At 66.2% G+C, this 16,631-nt stretch carries 14 protein-coding genes; 4 read left to right on the top strand and 10 right to left on the bottom strand.

Annotated elements, in window-relative coordinates:
* Positions 1-43: 43 nt before the first annotated feature.
* A complete protein-coding gene (recB, locus tag IE083_RS01110; protein WP_189351796.1) occupies positions 44-3,595 on the bottom strand; it encodes an exodeoxyribonuclease V subunit beta in 3,552 nt (1,183 codons plus the stop codon).
* Between recB and IE083_RS01115 the strand changes: the two genes are divergently transcribed.
* A complete protein-coding gene (locus IE083_RS01115; protein ID WP_189351797.1) occupies positions 3,594-3,890 on the top strand; it encodes a hypothetical protein in 297 nt (98 codons plus the stop codon). The genes recB and IE083_RS01115 overlap by 2 nt on opposite strands.
* A 489-nt stretch (positions 3,891-4,379) precedes the next feature.
* On the opposite strand, the gene recC is transcribed toward IE083_RS01115, so the two are convergent.
* Complete coding sequence (recC, locus tag IE083_RS01120; RefSeq protein ID WP_189351798.1) at positions 4,380-7,556, bottom strand: exodeoxyribonuclease V subunit gamma; 3,177 nt, start codon at positions 7,554-7,556, stop codon at positions 4,380-4,382.
* 67 nt (positions 7,557-7,623) lie between these two features.
* Between recC and IE083_RS01125 the strand changes: the two genes are divergently transcribed.
* Positions 7,624-8,043, top strand: a complete 420-nt coding sequence (locus IE083_RS01125; protein ID WP_229799535.1) for a SirB2 family protein — start codon at positions 7,624-7,626, stop codon at positions 8,041-8,043.
* 372 nt (positions 8,044-8,415) lie between these two features.
* Here IE083_RS01125 and IE083_RS01130 read toward each other — a convergent pair whose 3' ends face one another.
* Complete coding sequence (locus IE083_RS01130) at positions 8,416-9,033, bottom strand: LysE family translocator (RefSeq protein WP_189351799.1); 618 nt, start codon at positions 9,031-9,033, stop codon at positions 8,416-8,418.
* Positions 9,034-9,240: 207 nt separating this feature from the next.
* The gene (locus IE083_RS01135; RefSeq protein WP_147424464.1) at positions 9,241-9,423 is read right to left on the bottom strand and encodes a hypothetical protein; all 183 of its coding nucleotides are present in this window, start codon (positions 9,421-9,423) and stop codon (positions 9,241-9,243) included.
* 254 nt (positions 9,424-9,677) lie between these two features.
* Here IE083_RS01135 and xth point away from each other — a divergent pair, with 254 nt between their 5' ends.
* A complete protein-coding gene (gene xth / locus IE083_RS01140; RefSeq protein WP_189351800.1) occupies positions 9,678-10,448 on the top strand; it encodes an exodeoxyribonuclease III in 771 nt (256 codons plus the stop codon).
* Between the two features lie 159 nt (positions 10,449-10,607).
* On the opposite strand, the gene IE083_RS01145 is transcribed toward xth, so the two are convergent.
* The 5 genes from IE083_RS01145 to IE083_RS01165 form a co-directional block, all read right to left on the bottom strand.
* On the bottom strand, positions 10,608-11,036 hold the full coding sequence (locus IE083_RS01145) for a universal stress protein (RefSeq protein WP_189351801.1): 429 nt from the start codon (positions 11,034-11,036) through the stop codon (positions 10,608-10,610).
* Positions 11,037-11,048: 12 nt separating this feature from the next.
* Positions 11,049-11,783 carry a TerC family protein gene (locus tag IE083_RS01150; protein ID WP_189351802.1) on the bottom strand — a complete coding sequence of 245 codons (735 nt, stop codon included), beginning with the start codon at positions 11,781-11,783 and terminating at the stop codon, positions 11,049-11,051.
* A gap of 81 nt (positions 11,784-11,864) precedes the next feature.
* Positions 11,865-13,373 (bottom strand): tripartite tricarboxylate transporter permease, encoded by a 1,509-nt coding sequence (locus tag IE083_RS01155; RefSeq protein WP_189351803.1) that lies wholly within the window; start codon positions 13,371-13,373, stop codon positions 11,865-11,867.
* A complete protein-coding gene (locus IE083_RS01160) occupies positions 13,374-13,889 on the bottom strand; it encodes a tripartite tricarboxylate transporter TctB family protein (RefSeq protein ID WP_189351804.1) in 516 nt (171 codons plus the stop codon).
* A 3-nt stretch (positions 13,890-13,892) separates the two neighbouring features.
* Entirely contained in the window at positions 13,893-14,846 is a 954-nt protein-coding gene (locus IE083_RS01165) for a Bug family tripartite tricarboxylate transporter substrate binding protein (RefSeq protein ID WP_189351805.1), read from the bottom strand.
* A gap of 514 nt (positions 14,847-15,360) precedes the next feature.
* Here IE083_RS01165 and IE083_RS01170 point away from each other — a divergent pair.
* On the top strand, positions 15,361-15,564 hold the full coding sequence (locus IE083_RS01170; protein ID WP_047966568.1) for a cold-shock protein: 204 nt from the start codon (positions 15,361-15,363) through the stop codon (positions 15,562-15,564).
* A gap of 127 nt (positions 15,565-15,691) precedes the next feature.
* On the opposite strand, the gene argB is transcribed toward IE083_RS01170, so the two are convergent.
* Positions 15,692-16,564: an acetylglutamate kinase gene (argB, locus tag IE083_RS01175; RefSeq protein ID WP_189351806.1), complete on the bottom strand. Its 873-nt coding sequence runs from the start codon at positions 16,562-16,564 to the stop codon at positions 15,692-15,694.
* Between the last annotated feature and the right edge of the window lie 67 nt (positions 16,565-16,631).

Here is a 16,631-nt window from a genome sequence, read left to right on the forward strand (position 1 = left end):
GGGTTACGCTGCGCTAACCCGACCTACTCCTTACGTCCTGCCCTCACCTCGCCACAAACACCCCATCCAGCGCATCCAGCAGCGCCTCGCCAGGCACATCGCGCCACACGCCGTAGCCCGCGCCGCTGGTGCCGCGCAGGTACAGGTAGCGCACGCCGCCCAGATGCAGCTGCGGGGCGCGCTGGGCGATATAGCGGCGCAGCGCCACGCAGTAAATCAGGTACTGCAGGTAGTAGTGCTCGCGCGCCACTGACGCCGCCAGCGCGTCGTCGTCGTAGCAGGCAAAGCCGTCGCCGAGGTGGTTGGACTTGTAGTCCACCAGCCACAGCGCGTCGCCGTGGATGAAGGCCAGATCGATGAAGCCCTTCAGGTAGCCCTGCACGCGGTCGAAGGTCAGCGTGGCCGCCGCCTCGCGCAGCGGCGCGGCGAGGCCCATGGCCGGGTTGGTGAGGATGCGTTTCAGCGCGGGCAGGCTCAGGCCGTCGGCCGGCAGCGTGAACTCCATCTCCACCAGCCGCCGCGTGTTCGGCACCCCGGCCAGCCGCACGCCGGGCGCGATCTCGCAGTGAATGGTGTCGTGCAGCATCGCCAGCGCCGCGTTCTGCCATAGCGGGTCGAAGCCGTGCCTGTGCAGCGCCTCCTGCACCACTTGCGGCCAACCTTCCGGCCGGGTGAAATCGGCGCGCTCGAACATGTCGTGCAAACAGGTACCGGCGCGGGCGCCGCGCGGAAAGCTGAAGCGGTCGGCCGCCACCGCCGCGTCCGGCTCTTGCAGCGGGCCGTGATCGTGATCCGGCGCCTCGCTGCGCGGGCCGGCGGTGCCGTGCAGGTGGCGCGTCAGGCCGGTAAAACTGCTGACCCGCCACGGCGTGTACAGCGAACGGTTGACGCCGGCCAGTTGCGGCACGAAGTCCGGCGCCGCTTCCGGCGGCAGCGCATTGAGCGCGACGTCCACCTCGCGGCAGCGCACCGCGTGCGGCAGCCGCGCGGCCAGATCGGCCACGTCGTCCGCCAGCTGCGTCGCCAGCAGCTCGCCAGCCTCCAGCTGCGCAAGGTTGGCCGCGGCGCGGCCGTGCAGCAGCCAGGACAGCGCGGCGGTGTGCATCTTCTGCACATGGCCCCACACCACGTACTGGCGGTGCTCGGCGCGGGTCAGCGCCACGTACAGCAGGCGCAGTTTTTCCGCCAGGATTTCACTGCGCGCCGCATCGCGCGCGCCGGCGCTGACCAGATCGTCCGGCGCCAACCACGACTCGTCGCCATCGTGGTAGCGCCAGAAGGTGGTGTCGCGCCGCTCCAGCGCGCCGTCCCACAGGAAGGGACAGAACACCAGCGGATACTGCAGCCCCTTGGCGGTGTGGATGGTGACGATCTTGACCAGCTCGGCGTCGCTTTCCAGCCGCAGCAGCGCCTCTTCCGCCGCCGGCGGGCTGGCCACCTGCGCCTCGAACCACGCCAGCAGCGGCGCGATGCCGGCCATGTGCTCGCTCTGCTGCTGGATCAACTCGGCGAGGTGGCCGAGGTTGGTCAGCCGCCGCTCGCCGTCCGGCTGCGGCAGCAGCCGCAGCGCCACCGTCTGCCGCGCGAAGAACGCCCGCCACGCGGCCATGAAGCCGCGCTGCTGCCACGCCTTGTGATCGTCAAGGTTGGCCGCCAGCTGTGCTTCCCACGCCGTTTCGTCGTCCAGCAGCGCCAGCAGTCGCGCGGCGTCGAGGCCGAACAGCTCGGTGGCGCACAGCGCCTTCAGCCGCCCTTCCGACGCCGGCTCCGCCCACGCGCGCAGCAGCGCCAGCAGCTCGCCCGCCTCGCGGCTGGCGAACACGCTTTCCTGCGTCAGCGCCACCGAGGGCACGCCGCGCGCCGCCAGTGCCTCGCGCACCGCGTCGCCCTGGCGGTGGGTGGCCACCAGCACCGCGATGTCGCCGCCGGCCAGCGGCCGCACCTTGTCGTCCTTGCGCAGCCGCGCCTGATTGCAACGCGCCAAGGCCAGCAGACGCGCGATCTCGTGCGCGCAGGCGTCGGCGGCGTACGGCGTGGCCTCGGTCTTCGACACGCCCTTGGCGCTGTCGCTGGCCGGGAAGCTCAGCAGGTTGAAGGCGGCATCGCCGTCGTCCACTTCCAGCACGCTGCCGCCGGCCGGCGCCGCGTCTACCGCCGGGTAGTCGATGCCGTCCAGCAAAAAGGGCTGCGGCCGGTCGAACAGCGCGTTCACCGCCGCCACCAGCGGCGCTTGCGAGCGGCGGTTGGTCAGCAGCGTGTACTGGCGCTCGGCGGGCGCGTCGTTGCGCGCGGCCAGATAGGCGAAGATGTCGGCACCGCGAAAGCTGTAGATCGCCTGCTTCGGATCGCCGACCATGAACACCGGCCGCTGTTGCTGCACGAAGGCGTGGCGGAAAATGCGGTATTGCAGCGGATCGGTATCCTGGAATTCGTCGATCAGCGCCACCGAAAAATCCGCGGCGATGCGTGCGGCCAACCTTGGCCCGTGCTCGGCATCCTCCAGCGCGGCGGCCAGATCGGTGAGCAGGTCGTCGAAGCCGCGACTGCGCGTGGCACGGCGCTGCGCCACCGCGTGCCGGTTGATCCAGGCGATCAGCTGCAGCTTCAGCCCGGCCAGCTGCTGCCCCAGCGCGGCGCTGTAAGCCGCCCATGCCGTAAGCCAAGTGTCGATCAGGCCGAACAGCGCATGCTCGGGCGGGGTGGCCCCCTTGTTGCAGCCCTTGGCCAGCGCCGCCGGCGTCAGCCGCTGCAGGTCTTTTTCCTGCGCCGACGACAGCTGCGGCAGGCTGGCATCCGCCGCCAGCAACTGCAGCAATTTCACATAGCGCTGGCGCTGTTCCGGCTTGTAGCTGGTGCGGTTGAGGCCTTCGGCTGCCAGCAGGCAGGCGCTGCCCTCCTCGATGGTGGCGGCAGCAGCCTGCAGCGGCTGCCACGCCGCTGCCACCGCCGCACGCGCATCCAGCAACGCGGCGCTGTCGATGTCGGGGTGACGCAAATAGGGCTTGGACAGGAAGGGGCGGATCTCGGCCAGCCAGCCTTCCGGCGTGTCGCCGTTTTCGGCCAGTACCTGCGACAGCGCCGGCAGCGCCACGATGTGCTGGCGCCAGAAATCGTCGGCCAGCTGCTGCAGCTCGGCCAGATTGTCGCTGGCCAGCTCGGCGGCAAAGGTCTGGCCGCTGTCAAACGCCGCATCGGTCAGCACCCGCTGGCAGAAGCCGTGAATGGTGTAGATCGCCGCCGCGTCGAAACCGTTGATGGCGGTACGCAGCCGCTCCCGCGCCATCGCGCCGTCCTGCGCCGCCAGCCGGGCTGCCAGCGCGGCCAGGAACGCGTCCCCCACCGCCTCGCCGTCCATCACCCGCGCCAGCTCCGTCAGCCGCCGGCGCAGGCGGTCGCGCAGCTCGGCGGTGGCGGCCTTGGTGTAGGTCACCACCAGCAGCTTGTCCAGCGTCGGCGGCGGATTGCCGTCGGCGTCGTGCTCCAGCAGCAGGCGGGTATACAGCGCGGCAATGGTCCAGGTCTTGCCGGTACCGGCCGAGGCTTCGATCAGGTTGGTGCCGGCGAGCGGGCAGTTCAGGGGGTCGAGGGGGTGCATGTCTGTTATCTACCGGTTGGGTATCCGCTGCGCGGGTATTTTTATCTGCCGCTTGCCGCGCGCCAACGGGATCGGGCGTGTCGGGCTGGTTCTGGCTGGCGATGAAAATGGCTTGCGGCCAACCTTTCCGTTTTTATTTTCGTGTCTTTTCACGGGTTTCGTGGCCAAACAAGCCTTTACCTTTGTCCGTTTTTTCCGTGTGCTTCCGTGGCAAAAATCAAAACCGATTACCGCGACAACGTTGGCCGCAAGCCTTGCCTGGTTTATTTGTATCCGCTGCGCGGATGTTTTTTAGCTGCCGCTTTCCGCGCGGCGGCGGGAAAGGGGGATACCGCACCCCCCTTTTCAATCCCCGCTCTCCCGACGGTGCAAGAATTCCCGCGAAAACTGCCACCATCCCGGCGCCGCCCATACGCTGCGCTCAAAAGAGGGCGGCTTGTTTCCGGGCTGGCGCCAGTTTGCACGGCTTGCACCAACGGGATCGGGCGCGTCGCTCCGGTTCTGGCTGACGACATTGCTGGTCCGATTATCGTAGGTCGGGTTAGCGCAGCGTAACCCGACATGCCTGCGGCCAACCTTGGTGCTTTTTGCTTTCGTGTTTTCGTGGCCAAAGAAGCTTTTGCCTTTGTCCGTGTCTTTCAGTGTGCTTCCGTGGCAAAAATCAGAACCGATTACCGCGACAAGGTTGGCCGCAAGCCGTGTCGGGTTACGCTGCGCTAACCCGACCTACACCCTTTGCTTTCGTGTCTTTTCGTGGGTTTCGTGGCCTATCCGTTTTCACCCCTCACCCCTCCCCCGCCTTCAACGCGCTCACCATCGGCTGCAGCAGCGTTTCCGCCAGTTGCGCGAACAGCGGGTCGGACAGCGGTTCCTGGTGACGGAACACCAGCAGGTTGGCGGCGTCGTCGCGCTGCGGGCTGCGGCCGGAGCCGGTGAAGTCGGGTGCCCATTCGTTTTGCGCGGCGTCCAGTTCCTGCCCCGGCTTGGCGCGGGCGTAGGCCAGCGAGGTGCGGGCGAAGAAGGGCAGCGGCTGGCTTTGCCCCTGGCGGTAGCGCAGCAGCCAGGCGTGCAGCAGGCCGGTGGCGTCCAGCGCCACGCCGTCGCCGTCGTCCGCACCGAAGCTGTGCACGCCGTCTTCGGCGAACAGCTGCGATTGCGGCGCGATGCCGGGCACGGCGGCGGCGAGGCATACCAGGTGTTCCAGCCACAGCGCGATCAGGTCGCCGGCGTAGGCCTTGCGCGGCACCACGCGCAGCAGGCCTTCCGGGCGCAGGCCGGACAACTCGCCGCTGAGCAGGATGTCGCCCAGCTGCAGCCGCACCGGCTGTGGCGGCAGGGTGTCGTCCAGCAGCGTGGCCGGCAGGCGCGCGGCGAAGCGGGCGCTGGCGGCGCGCTCCAGCGCCAGCCACGACTCGCCCAGCGCGGCATCGGGCAGCAGGCCGCGCCCCTGCAGCCGCGCTTCGGCGTGGCGCAGCGGCTGGCGCGCGAGCAGGGTGTGCACCAGCGTGTCGCGGATGTCGGCGCGGCTGTCGCGGTCGATGGCGAACGGCTCGCGGGTGGGCAGCTCGTCGGCGATGCGTTCCAGCTTCAGGCCGAGGCGGTCGGCCAGCCAGGCGCGCACCGGATTGCGCCAGAAGCGCAGCAGGTCGGCCAGCCGCACCATGGGCGCATCCGGCAGCGCAAGGTTGGCCGCAAACGGTTGCGGCACGGCCGGCGGCGCCGCCAGTGCCTGCTGCCACACCGGCTCGAAGCTGTCGGCGGCGCGGTAGTAGGTGCGCGAGAACGGCTGCAGCGGGTGGCGGGTGGTGATCGTGTCGCTGATGTCGCCACCGCTCATCGCGGCCAGCGTGTCCAGCAGCTCGGCCACCAGCGGCGACGGCGGCAGCGGCTCGTCGCTGCGCACGCTGCGGCCAACCCAGCTCAGGTACAGCGTGTCGCGCGCGGAGAGGATGGCCTCCAGGAACAGGTAGCGGTCGTCGAAGCGGCGCGAACGGTCGCCCTTTTGCGGATGGCGCGCCACCAGGTCGAAGCTGACCGGGCGCTCGTCGCGCGGGTAGGCGCCGTCGTTCATGCCGATCAGGCACAGCACGCGGAACGGGATGGAGCGCATCGGCACCATCGCGCAGAAGGTCAGCCCGCCGGTGAGAAAGCCGCCGCTGCTGGCCACCTGCAGCTGGCGCAGCACCGCGTCGCGCACGACGGGCAAGGGCACGCTGCCGTCGAAAGCGGCCAGCGCAGCGTCGGCGGCCAGCTCGTCGGCGATGCCGTGCAGCACCTGCAGCGCGGCTTCGCCGTCCTCCTCCACCTGGAACAGGCTGGTGGCGGCGCTGCGCAGGCGCTCGGCCCAGTCGGCGACGCTGGCCGGCTGCGCCCACAGCTCGGCCAGCGCACTGAGGGTGTCGAACAGCGCGCCCAGCCGCGCCAGGCGCTCGGCGGCCTGGCCCTGCGCCGCGCCGTCGGGTAGCAGGCCACCGAACAGCGGCGCACCGTCGCCGGCGAGGCTGGCCGGCAGCAGCGTGCCCAGCAGCAGGCGGTCCAGCCCCCAGCGCCAACTGTGCGTGGCCTCGGCCGGCAGCCCCAGCGCCGCCTTGTGCGCCGCGTCGCGCCCCCAGCGGATGCCGGCGCCGCGCACCCAGCTGCGCAACAGGGTGACGTCCTCGTCGGCGAGGCCGAAGCGCGCCAGCAGCTCACGGCAATCGAGCAGCGCCAGCACCTCGTCGGCGGCAAAGCGCGAGTCGGCCAGCTGCAGCACCGCGCCGAAGGTGGCCAACAGCGGCACCTCGCGCGTCAGGCGGCGGTCGGCGATGCTGTAGGGGATGGACGGCGCGTCGCTGCGGTAACCGAACACCGCGTCGATATAGGGCGCGTAGGCGTTGATGTCCGGCGTCAGCACCGCGATGTCGGCCGGTGTCAGCGTCGTGTCGGCCACCAGCATCGCCAGCAGCCGGTCTTTCAGCACTTCCAGCTCGCGCATCGGGCTGTGGGTGATGTGGCAGACGATGGAACGGTCGTCCACCGCCGGCGGTGCAACGTTGGCCGCAGGCGGGCTGAGCTGCAGGATGTCGCGCTGCAGCCTCGCCAGCAGGCTGTCGCCGGCCGGGGGCAGGAACATCGACTCGGCGTCCGGCACGCCGGCGGCGATGTCGTCGAAGAAGTCGCGCCCCTGCTGCCCCAGCGAGGCCAGCAGCGGGTGGCCGCCGTCGGCGCTTTCGCCACGGGCGAACAGCTTGAGCTGGCCGCGGGCGTCGACGATGTCGCCCCAGTAGGCCTCGCACGGGTTGAGCAGGAACACGTTGACCTCGGTCAGCTCCGCCATGCGCAGCAACAGTGCCAGGTACATCGGCGCCAGCGTGGCGATGCCGAACACCGACACCCGCTGCGGCAGGTGCTCCGGCCGCAGGCGGGCGAAGAAGTCGTCGAGCATGGTGACGCGGTGGCGGCCGGGCAAGTCTGCGGCCAGCTGTTGCCATAGTGCCGCCTGCCACGCCTCGTCCTCGCCCAGGTCCAGGCGCTGGCCCGCCTCCCAGGCGCGTATCCACGCCGGGCGGAACACCAGGTACTGGTCGTAGATGTCGGCGATCTTGCCGGCCAGCTCGTAGCAGGCCAGCGGCCCGCCCTGCAGGTAGCGCACCAGCGGCGTGTACGGCTCGCCGGAGAGCGTCGGCAGTACCTCCATCAGCCGCCAGGTCAGCACCTCGGGCGCGAACGCGGACTTGGGCGGCAGCGCCGGCAGGACGGTCTTCATCAGCCGCCAGCCGAAGCCGGCCGGCAGCACGAATTCAAGGTTGGCCGCAAGGCCGCGCTCGCGCGCCAGCTGCAGCGTCAGCCAGCGCCCCATGCCGCGGCTTTGCACCATCACCACTTCCGGCGCGAACGGATCGGCCAGCGGCGTGTCAGTCAGGTGGCGATAGAGAATGCCGAGGGCTTCGAGGCGGTTGGACTGGTACAGGTGCAGGGACATGGCACGGTGATGGCGTGGTCATCAGAAGGCCAAGTTTAGCACTGCCGCTACCGGCAAAACCGTTATCATGACGCCGTTTGAAAACACGCTGCCACAGGATGCCGAATTCATGGATTACCAGACGCTGAAACACGCCCACGCCGGCCTCGCCTACCTGACGGTGACGCTGTTCACGCTGCGTGCGGGGCTGTCTTTCGTGCGGCCGGCCTTGCTGCAAACCAGGCTGCTGCGCATTGTGCCGCACGTGATCGACACCCTGCTGCTGATCGCCGGCATCACGCTTGCAGTGCTGGCGGGGTTGTCGCCGCATGAACAGCCGTGGCTGGCCGCCAAGATCGTGGCCTTGCTGGTCTATATCGCGCTGGGCAGCATCGGCCTGAAGCGGTTGCACGGTTCGCCGTGGCGCGCCGTGGTGCTGGCGCTGGCCATCGCCATGCCGCTGTACATGATTGCGGTGGCCAAGAGCAAGCTGGCATGGCCGTTTTGAGCGCACATGCGCGATCGGGCAAATGCTGTCGCCGCTGCCATCAATAAACCTGAAAACCTTGATTGGCCACGGAACCACACAGAAAAACACGGACAAAACCCATGAATGTCTTTGTTTTGTCGGCAAAATCCACGAGACAACACAAGAAAGATATGCCAAGGAATCACCCATTGGGCGAAAGACCACATATCTGTATTTACCTTTCTTTCCGTGTTCTTCCGTGTGTTTCCGTGGCTATAACTGCGGTTTTCAGGATAAAACCTGATTGGCCCGGAACTTGTGGCCGCGTGCCGCACTCCCGGCCATGGCTGTATGCAGTGACAAAACAGGACGTTGGCCCCCGCCGCAAGCGGGGGCATTCTTTTTGGCGCATCAGTGCTGCATCGCGGCCAGCGTCACCCCGGCCACCACGAACAGGCCGCCGGAAGTACGCGAGAAGCGCTGCAAACGTTGGCCGCAGGCCAGCCACACGCCCAGCCGGCCGCCGGCGGCGGCCAGCAGCACGGCAATGACCAGGTCGGCCACCACCCAAGTGACGGCCATCACCGCGTACTGCGGCCACAGCGGCTGTTGCGGATCGAGAAAGCGCGGCAGCAGCGCGCTGAAGAACACGGTGTCCTCCGGATTGCTGATCGCCAGCAGGAAGGCGGGGCGAAAACCGCTCCACAAGCAACTGGACGGCGTGCCGCCGCCAGTGCCGATGCTGAACGGCTTGCGCCACAGCGCCACCCCCAGCCACACCAGATAGCCGGCGCCGAGCAGCTTCACCACGTTGAACGCGGTGGGCGAGGCCAGCAGCAGCGCGCTGATGCCCAGTGCCGACAGCGCCATCAGCAGCAGCGCACCGGCGGAAAAGCCCAGCGCATTGGGAATGCCGCCACGGGCGCCGTGTTGCGCGCCGTGCGACAGGGTCAAGAGGGGCGCCGGGCCGGGCGCCGCCATCAACAGCACGATGGTGCCGAGGTACATCAACCAGTTCTGGAATTCCATTGCAACATCCTTGGCCCGCGGCGCGGCCGGCGGCAACGCCGGGGCTGCCGCGGCCGGCGCACGACAAGGGGCGCAGGCAGGCGGCAGACGGCATCGCCGTGCGGCGAGGGCGGCAGCGGGCGACAGGCACAGTACGGGCGCGGGGCGCCGGTACTGCGCGTTTACGACATCAAATCAGCGGGAAGTAGGGCGAACGGCGGCGGGAAGCTAACGGGGCGGCTCGGACTGGGTGTCCGGCTGGGCTGCGGCGTGCAGGGTATCGCGATGACGGAAGGTCGGGGTACGCATGGCAAAGCTCTGCGCGATCGGCGCCAGGCGGTTGCGTTGCGGGTGCAGCGTCGGGCAGATGGCGACGGCGGACTGCGGCAGTTGTTTGGAATTGAACGACAATTTGGACATCCGGTTACGATAACGGGACCATTCTAGGCGGCCGCGCACGGCTTTGGCAAATCGGCTTGCGGTGGCTGTTGTTTATTTGTTTAAACGCCATCCAGCAAAAATCAGCCACTTGGCGCTGTATTTGGCGTTGCGGTGTTCGGAATATTAGTCACTAGCGTGCTGTCCGGCGGCTGCGGCCGGACACGGTTTGCCAGCCGGCGCCGGCCGCGCTAAGGTGGCGGCCTGCAACCAATCAGGAGCCCGCCGTGCAACTTGCCACCTGGAATGTCAACTCACTGAAAGTGCGCCTGCCGCAAGTGCTGCAATGGCTGACCGACAACCCGGTCGAGGTGCTGTGCCTGCAGGAACTGAAGCTGGACCAGCCGGCCTTCCCGCTGGCCGAGATCGAGGCCGCCGGCTATCAGGCGGCGTGGCTGGGGCAGAAGACCTATAACGGCGTCGCCATCCTGGTGAAGAACGGCTGCAGCCTCGGCGACGTGGTGGCCGGCATTCCCGGCTACGACGACGAGCAGCGCCGCGTGATCGCCGCCACGGTGGACGGCGTGCGCGTGGTGTGCGCCTACTTCGTCAACGGCGAAGCGGTGGACTCGCCGAAGTACCAGTACAAGCTGCAGTGGCTGGCCGAGCTGGAGCGCTACGTCGCCAGCGAGCTGGCCGTGCACCGCGATTTCGCGCTGCTGGGCGACTACAACATCGCGCCGGAAGACCGCGACGTGTACGACCCGGAAGCCTGGCGCGAGCAGGTGCTGTGCACCACGCTGGAGCGCGACAGCTTCCGCCGCTTGCTGGGCATGGGGCTGGCGGACAGCTTCCGCCTGTTCAACGACGAGGACAAGCAGTACAGCTGGTGGGATTACCGCGCGATGATGTTCCGCCGCAACATGGGGGTGCGCATCGACCACATCCTGATCAGCGACAGCCTGAAGGCGCGCGCCAGCGGCTGCGTCATCGACAAGGCCCCGCGCAAGTGGGAGCGTCCGTCGGACCATACCCCGGTGCTGCTCACGCTGGCCTGAGCCGCACATCCTGCGGTAACGGAAAGACATTGCGGCCAACCCTGCCAAGGTTGGCCGCAATGTCCTGCCGCTGCCGCCATGCCACCGCCCATGCAAAAGCGGCTTTCACCGCCGGCGCGGGGCCGGGATGAAAGCCGCTGTCGCGGACTGAGGCGTGGCTTACTTGATCACGGTCACCGGCACCGGCGACTGGTTTACCACGTCGCGGGCGACCGAGCCCAGCAGCAGCTGGCCGAGGCCGCCGCGGCCGTGCGAGCCGATGATGATCTGGCTGAATGCCATCTCCTGCGCGTAGCGGGCGATGGTATCGGCAATGTGGCCGACCGCGATGTGCTGCTGGAAGGCCTGACCGGCCTGTTGCAGCACGGCAGCCGCCGCTTGCAGCGCGGCGAGGCCTTCCTCGCGGTAGTAGTCTTCCAGCTGCTCGTGGCCGACAAACAGGCGCACGTGGCCGGATTCGACCGGGATCTGCACGTTCAGCAGGTGTAGCTCCAGCGCCGGGTCGAGCCTGGCCAGTTGCAGCGCGTGTTCTACCGCGCGCAGCGCGTGCGCCGAGCCGTCTACCGGAATCAGGATACGGGTGCTCATGGTGTCCCTTTCTTAGCTGTGGTCTTTGTTGGCGGCCAGCGGAATCTCGTGCAGCGGCGCGGCGGCGGCGGTCTTGCGGCTGGCGAGGAACTTGCCGGTTACCACCACGAAGGTGGCGCCCACCGCGGCATTGACGTAGTGCAGCCAGCTCGGCGCGTCGGCCAGATACGGCTTCACCACCACGTCGCCGGTCACCATGTCGCCGGCGATCCAGCCCAGCAGCGCGGCGCCGAAGGTAATCACGATCGGGAAGCGGTCCATCAGCTTGAGCACGAACTTGCTGCCCCACACGATGATCGGGATGCTGATCACGATGCCGAACACCACCATGCCGAGGTTGCCCTTGGCGGCACCGGCCACCGCGATCACGTTGTCCAGGCTCATCACCGCATCGGCGATGATGATGGTCTTGATGGCGCCCCACAGGTGGGTGCTGCCCTCGATATTACCGTGGCCGTCGTCGTCTTCCGGTTGCAGCAGCTTGATGCCGATCCATAGCAGCAGCAGCGCGCCGACCACTTTCAGGAACGGCAGTGCCAGCAGTTGCAGCGCGAAGAAAATCAGTACCACGCGCAGGCCGATGGCGCCGGCCACGCCCCAGAAAATGCCGCGGCGGCGTTGTTCTTCCGGCAGTTTGCGGCAGGCCAGTGCGATGACGACCGCGTTGTCGCCGCCGAGCAGGATGTCGATGGCAATGATCTGCAGCACCGATAGCCAGAAGGTGCTTTCAAACAGGATTTCCGGCATTGTGTTGTCCTTGTGCAGAAAAAGTGTCAGTTAAAAAGGACACCTGGCCAGCAAAGAGCCAGGTGTCCCGGGAGGTTGGGTTCAACGTGTGCAGCCCAGCAGTGCCTGACGGCGTTTCAGCAGTGGCGGCAGCAGCAGGATGGCGGCAGTGACCAGCAGGATGATGAGCGAGACCGGGTGCGTCAGGAATACTGTCAGGTCGCCTTCGTTGATCGACATCGCGCGACGGAAGTGTTTTTCCGCCATCGGCCCGACGATCAGGCCGACCACCAGCGGCACAACCGGGAAGTCGAAGCGCCGCATCAGGAAGCCCAGCACGCCGATTATATAGAGCAGCATCAGGTCGAACCAGCTTTGACGCAATGCGTAGGCGCCCATGGTGGCCAGTACGATGATGCCGCCATAGAGCAGCGGGCGCGGCACTTTCAGGAATTGCACCCACAGACCGACCAGCGGCAGGTTCAGCACCAGCAGCATCACGTTGCCGATGTACAGCGAGGCGATCAGGCCCCACACCAGTTCCGGGTTGGTATCGAACAGCAGCGGGCCGGGCACGATGTTGTACTGCTGGAAGGCAGACAGCATGATCGCCGCGGTGGCCGAGGTCGGGATGCCCAGTGTCAGCAGCGGCACCAGCGTGCCGGTGACGGCGGCGTTGTTGGCCGCCTCCGGGCCGGCCACGCCTTCGATGGCACCCTTGCCGAATTCCTTCTGCGCCGCCGGGCTGGCCAGTTTCTTCTCCGCCGAGTAGGACAGGAAGGTCGGCAGCTCGGTGCCGCCGGCCGGAATGGTGCCGAACGGGAAGCCGATGGCGGTGCCGCGCAGCCATGGTTTCCACGAGCGTTTCCAGTCGGACTTGCTCATCCAGAAGCTGCCCGCCAGCGATTCGATGCGGCCAACGATCTTGTTCTCGTAGGTGGCGGTGTACAGCGTCTCACCCACCGCGAACAGGCCCATCGCCACCACCACGATGTCGATGCCGTCGATCAGCGGCAGCAGACCGAAGGTAAAGCGCGACTGCCCCGACTGGCCCTCGATGCCGATCAGGCCCATGGCCAGACCCAGCAGCAGCGCGATGAAGCCCCTCAGCGGCGAATTGCCGAGCACCGCCGATACCGCGGCGAAGGTCAGCATCATCAGCGAGAAGGTTTCCACCGGGCCCAGCTGCAGCGCGAAGCTGGCCAGTACCGGTGCCAGCAGCGTCAGCAGCACGGTGGCGATGGAGCCGGCGACGAAGGAGCCGATGGCGGCGGTAGACAGTGCCGGGCCGGCACGACCGGCCTTGGCCATCCTGTTGCCTTCCAGCGCCGACACGATGGAGCCGGCTTCACCGGGGGTGTTGAGCAGGATGGAGGTGGTGGAACCGCCGAACATGGCGCCGTAATAGACACCGGCCAGCATGATCAGCGCACCAGTCGGGTCCACACTTTGGGTGACCGGCAGCAGCAGCGCCACGGTCACTGCCGGGCCGACGCCGGGCAGCACGCCGATGGCGGTGCCGAGGGTGCAGCCGAGCAGCGCCCACAGCAGGTTGGCCGGGGTCAGCGCGGTGGCAAAGCCCAGACTGAACAGGGCATTCAGGGATTCCATTTACAGTAATCCTCCTGGCATCAGGGCGGGCAGGTTCAGCCCCAGCGCCTTGAACAGGTGAAACAGGCCGATGGCCAGCAGGAAGGACAGCACCAGGTCCAGCGCCGGACGGCGTGTCTCCAGCGCGCGGCAGATGCCGAAGCACAGAAAGGTGCCGGCCAGGGTAAAGCCGACCAGACCGATCAGCGCCATGTGTGCCAGCAAGCTGCCGCTGGCAATGATGAACATGTTCCAGTTGGCCTCGCCGCGCTCGGCGGCTTCTTCCGCTTCCAGTTGTTCCGTGTCGTCTTCGCCATCGCTGAGGATGGTGTCCGGCCCGTTACGGTGACGACGCTGCATCAGCAACGCGCCCCCGGCAACGATCAGGCCGGCCACCACCAGCGAAGGGAAGAAGCGCGGACCGATGCCGGCATAACCGGCCTCCTCGGGGATATCGCCGATCTGCCAGGCCATCACCAGGCCGATCAGGATGATCCCGATGGCGAGCAGCTGCTCGCCGGTTACGCGCTTGATCATGGCTTAGTTACCCAGCTTCAGTTTCTTCACGATAACGGCAGTGCGCTTCACATCTTCATCCAGGAAGGCCTTGAAGCTGTCGCCGGTCTGCAGCATGTCCAGCCATTCCATCTTTTCGGCCTTGGCTTTCCAGCTCGGCGATTTCACCGCGGCTTCCACTGCCTTGATCAGCGTGGCTTTCTGTGCGGCATTGATGCCCGGGGCGCCGAACACGCCGCGCCAGTTGTACACAACCACGTCAGAGCCTTGCTCGCGCAGGGTCGGTACCGGGATGTCCGGGTTGCGGGTGGCGGCGGAGATGCCCAGCGCGCGCACCTTGTTAGCCTTGATCAGGTCGGCCAGTTCGCCGTAACCGCTGATGTAGGCGGCAATCTGGTTACCCAGGATGGCAGCCTTGCCCTCGCCGCCACCGGCAAACGGGATGTAGTTCAGTTTGTCCGGATCCACGCCGGCCTTTTCCGACATCAGGCTGGCCATGATATGGTCGATACCGCCGGCGGAACCGCCGCCGATGCTCACGCTACCCGGATTGGCTTTATAAGCCGCCATCAGGTCCTTGATGGACTTGTACGGCGAGGCAGTCGGCACCACGATGACGTTGAACTCGCCCATCAGGCGGGCAATCGGCGTCACCATGCCGAAGTTCACCGGCGACTTGTTGGTTTCCAGCGCACCCACGGTCACCGCACCGGCTACCAGCAGCGCATTGGGGTTGCCCTTTTCATTGTTGACGAACTGCGCCATGCCGATGGCGCCACCGGCGCCGGCCTTGTTTTCCACCACTACGTTCTTGGCGTAGCCGGTAGCCTGCAGCGCCTCGCCCATGGTGCGGGCCACGGTATCAAAACCGCCGCCCGGGTTGGCCGGGGCCATGATCTTGAATTGCTCCACCTGAGCCTGGGCGACGAATGGGGTGACCGCCAGCAGGCAGCTTACAAACAGTTTCGACAGTTTCATTGTGTAATCTCCGGAGTGTTGCATATTGTTGTGTATGCCAAGGCGGCATGGCGGAAGCCTGGCTCTCCACCCTGTGCCCACCGCAGCCTGACGCACGAATGGCGCCACCGCGGTTGGGGTGGGCAAATTATAGGAGGGACAAGCTTTCAACTAGCTTTCAGCGCGGCAAGCCGTTTCCATGCCGCCAACCCGTGCATTTGGCATAGGTAAAGATACGCCGGAATACAAGCCGGCCTCGGCATGCGCTACGATGTACGGATCGTGACGGCCGGACGGGAAGGAAGGCATCAACTTTTACCGGATTTATTAATGGTCAGCTAAAAATAAATTCAATTAATCGTTGACCGCAAGAAGAATGCTGCGTATAACGGTGCGGGCAGGACCTTCAAGCAGCAGATTGCTTGCGACATCGTTGATCCACCTCAAAAGCGGCACGTCATTGTTACCGGTTTGATTCCTTGATCGTCATGCACCTGGGCAATTGCCCGTCAATCCCGTTTTAAAGGAATTAAAAATGGAAACTGGTACCGTTAAATGGTTTAACGATGCAAAAGGCTTTGGCTTCATCACTCCGGACGCAGGCGGCAACGACCTGTTCGCCCACTTCTCCGAAGTGCGCTCGGAAGGCTTCAAATCGCTGACCGAAGGCCAGAAAGTCAGCTACACCCCGGGCATGGGCCAAAAAGGTCCGCAAGCCACCAACATCCAGGCACTGTGATGTCCTGCCGTGTCTGAACAGGCCCGCTACGGCAGGTTCCGGACAGTAAAAACCCCCGATTTTTCGGGGGTTTTGTTTTGTGGTGCTCCTTCCCGTATACGGGCAGGAGCACCGCTCTGTGCGCGGTTCAGCCGGCCTTGATCATGGTGCCGACGCCTTCGTCGGTCAGGATCTCCAGCAGCAGCGCATGCGGCACGCGACCGTCGATGATGTGCACCGAGTTCACGCCGCTCTTGGCCGCATCCAGCGCCGAGCTGATCTTGGGCAGCATGCCGCCGCTGATGGTGCCGTCGGCGAACAGCTCGTCGACCTTGGCCGCAGTCAGGCCGGTCAGCAGCTTGCCCTGCTTGTCCAGCACGCCGGGGGTGTTGGTCATCAGCACCAGCTTTTCCGCCTTCAGCGTTTCTGCCAGCTTGCCGGCCACCACGTCGGCGTTGATGTTGTAGGCCTCGCCGTCCTGGCCGACACCGATCGGTGCGATCACCGGGATGAAATCCTGGCTGTCCAGCAGCGCCACCAGGCTCGGGTCGATGTGCTCGATGTCGCCGACCTGGCCGATGTCGATGTTTTCGTCGGATTCCGATTTCAGGAACAGCTTGCTGGCGCGGATGAAGTGGCCGTCCTTGCCGGTGATGCCGACCGCCTTGCCGCCGTGCTTGTTCAGCAGCGACACGATTTCCTTGTTCACCAGGCCACCAAGTACCATCTCCACCACGTCCATGGTTTCGCTGTCGGTGACGCGCATGCCCTGGATGAACTGGCCTTCCTTGCCGACGCGCTCCAGCAGCTCGTTGATCTGCGGGCCGCCGCCGTGCACCACCACCGGATTCAGACCCACCAGTTTCAGCAGCACGATGTCCTTGGCGAAATCTTCCTTCAGCTTGTCGTCGGTCATCGCATTGCCACCGTATTTCACCACGATGGTCTTGTTGTTGAAGCTGCGGATATATGGCAGCGCTTCGGCCAGGATGGCGGCCTTGTCGATGGGGGCTACGCTCACGGGGCATCTCCACGGTAGTCGGAATCAGAAACGGCTATTGCTGCGCTGCATTCTACCCAAGCACGGC

The sequence above is a fragment of the Vogesella fluminis genome (genome assembly GCF_014652335.1).
GTDB lineage: Bacteria > Pseudomonadota > Gammaproteobacteria > Burkholderiales > Chromobacteriaceae > Vogesella > Vogesella fluminis.

Coding starts and splice junctions, on each gene's coding strand:
- IE083_RS01115 (WP_189351797.1), top strand. CDS start 3,594: ATGTCTGTTATCTACCGGTTGGGTATCCGCTGCGCGGGTATTTTTATC.
- recB (WP_189351796.1), bottom strand. CDS start 3,595: ATGCACCCCCTCGACCCCCTGAACTGCCCGCTCGCCGGCACCAACCTG.
- recC (WP_189351798.1), bottom strand. CDS start 7,556: ATGTCCCTGCACCTGTACCAGTCCAACCGCCTCGAAGCCCTCGGCATT.
- IE083_RS01125 (WP_229799535.1), top strand. CDS start 7,624: ATGACGCCGTTTGAAAACACGCTGCCACAGGATGCCGAATTCATGGAT.
- IE083_RS01130 (WP_189351799.1), bottom strand. CDS start 9,033: ATGGAATTCCAGAACTGGTTGATGTACCTCGGCACCATCGTGCTGTTG.
- IE083_RS01145 (WP_189351801.1), bottom strand. CDS start 11,036: ATGAGCACCCGTATCCTGATTCCGGTAGACGGCTCGGCGCACGCGCTG.
- IE083_RS01150 (WP_189351802.1), bottom strand. CDS start 11,783: ATGCCGGAAATCCTGTTTGAAAGCACCTTCTGGCTATCGGTGCTGCAG.
- IE083_RS01155 (WP_189351803.1), bottom strand. CDS start 13,373: ATGGAATCCCTGAATGCCCTGTTCAGTCTGGGCTTTGCCACCGCGCTG.
- IE083_RS01160 (WP_189351804.1), bottom strand. CDS start 13,889: ATGATCAAGCGCGTAACCGGCGAGCAGCTGCTCGCCATCGGGATCATC.
- IE083_RS01165 (WP_189351805.1), bottom strand. CDS start 14,846: ATGAAACTGTCGAAACTGTTTGTAAGCTGCCTGCTGGCGGTCACCCCA.
- IE083_RS01170 (WP_047966568.1), top strand. CDS start 15,361: ATGGAAACTGGTACCGTTAAATGGTTTAACGATGCAAAAGGCTTTGGC.